Annotated in this window: 2 protein-coding genes; both read right to left on the reverse strand. The window is 54.5% G+C overall.

Annotated elements, in window-relative coordinates; all coding sequences use genetic code 11:
* Positions 1–205 precede the first annotated feature (205 nt).
* Positions 206–376 (reverse strand): chlorophyll a/b-binding protein, encoded by a 171-nt coding sequence (locus tag NW819_RS14055; protein ID WP_414331192.1) that lies wholly within the window; start codon positions 374–376, stop codon positions 206–208.
* 62 nt (positions 377–438) lie between these two features.
* Complete coding sequence (locus NW819_RS14060) at positions 439–1,503, reverse strand: spermidine/putrescine ABC transporter substrate-binding protein (protein WP_414414126.1); 1,065 nt, start codon at positions 1,501–1,503, stop codon at positions 439–441.
* Positions 1,504–1,681: the final 178 nt, after the last annotated feature.

The raw sequence follows: 1,681 nt of genomic DNA on the forward strand, positions 1-1,681 counted from the left end.
TTCAGCGTGAATGTATCAGTCAGCGGCAGAAGCAAGGCAGTGGAAGCTGGACTTAACAGCCTGCATTTCGCTTCCACTTCCATTTGGATTCATTCAGACCTAAATCCAGAATCGAGGGCAATGCGAAAGCCTGGCTGCTTTGCAGAGGGTGGAAACTACAGCCAGGCAAGCAAGGATCTACAGCAGTGTCTTGGGTCTACTGGGATTACATCAGGCCAATTTGAGAAAGGATCCCTTGGCCGGTCAGCAACTCGGTCGCAACGCCGATCACAAAGCCCAACATTGCCAAACGGCCATTCCACTTTTCGGCGAAGGTGGTAAAGCCGAACTTAGCTTCTTGGTTCTCCATGGTTTTAGCTCCATCAACGGGTGACATCTTTAATGTGGCTCAGATATTAAAAAGTGTCAAGTTTTATGTCGAGAGCTAACAAGGGATCCCTAGCTGCTTTTCACGGTTGTCCAGAGGGCGTCGATGAGGCGCAGCTCTTCCCCTGACAGCACTTTAAGGTAGGTGAGTTTGGCAAGGGCCTCTTCGTCAGGGTAGATGGCCGGGTTTTGCCGATCTTCTGGGTTGATCATGGGCAGAGCTGCAGCGTTGGGGGTGGCGAAGCGGTTGTGGTTGCTCAGTTGAGCGCCGACTTCAGCATCCAGGATGAAATTGATGAAGCGATTGGCCAGCTCGGGGTTGGGGGCCTGGGCGGGAATGGCCATTACATCCAGCCAAATGTGGGCACCCTCGCGGGGGACAAAATAGCCGATGTTGGGGTTTTCTTCGGCAGCTTGCAGGGCATCGCCGCTGTAGACGATGGCTACATTGGCCGTTCCAGAAACCAGTTGGTTTTTGCCCCCCACGCCCCCAATTAGGCCGGCACTGCGGCGCTTGGTGTCGATCAAAAGCTGCTGGATCTGCTGCAGTTCGGAGCGAACGGTGGTGTTCATATCGAAGCCCAGGTAAACGGCAGCAGCGCCGATCATGGAGCGCATCTCGTCGATCATCACAAAGGGGCCATACTGCTGCTGCGGGTCGAAAATCAATCCCCAAGAGCGTTCAAAGTTTTCGGGCAGGCGGTCTTTGCGGTAGCCAATGCCGGTGGTGCCCCACTGATAGGCGGCGGTGTAGGTGTTTTCTGGATCAAAGGGCAGGCCGACAAATTTTTCGCCCAGGTTGCTTAGGTTGGGGATCAATTCTTTGTTGAGAGGCTGCAGCAGTCCCAGCTCCAACATGTTGGGCACAATGTAGTCGGTGGGAACAACAATGTCGTACTGGCTGGTGCCTCCCCCCCGCAGTTTGGCCACCATGTCTTCGTTGGATTCGTACACGCTGACCAGCACGCGGCTATTGGTGGCTTTTTCAAAGGCGGTGAGGATGTCGGGATCGATGTATTCTGACCAGATGTAGAGGTTGAGAGTCTGCCCCTGGGCAGAGGTAACATGGGGCCAAAACAAAACCAGGACAAGCACACAGCAGAGTAGGGTTGTAGCCGAGGCAATCCACTTTTTCATGAGATTTCTCCGACTGTGAAAAGTTGAAAACATCGTATCTGCTTTCATCCCCCAGCCGGCTACACCCGCGGCTAGGGGGCACGCCTTGGGCAATCGCCAAGCCCCGCAAACTCCGGTTGAGGCTCGGGTACTCACCCTTGTTTCCAAGACAACACCCAAACGGTATCAACGCCTCCGC

Source organism: Synechococcus sp. R8-2, from assembly GCF_047461715.1.
Lineage (GTDB): Bacteria > Cyanobacteriota > Cyanobacteriia > Thermostichales > Thermostichaceae > Thermostichus.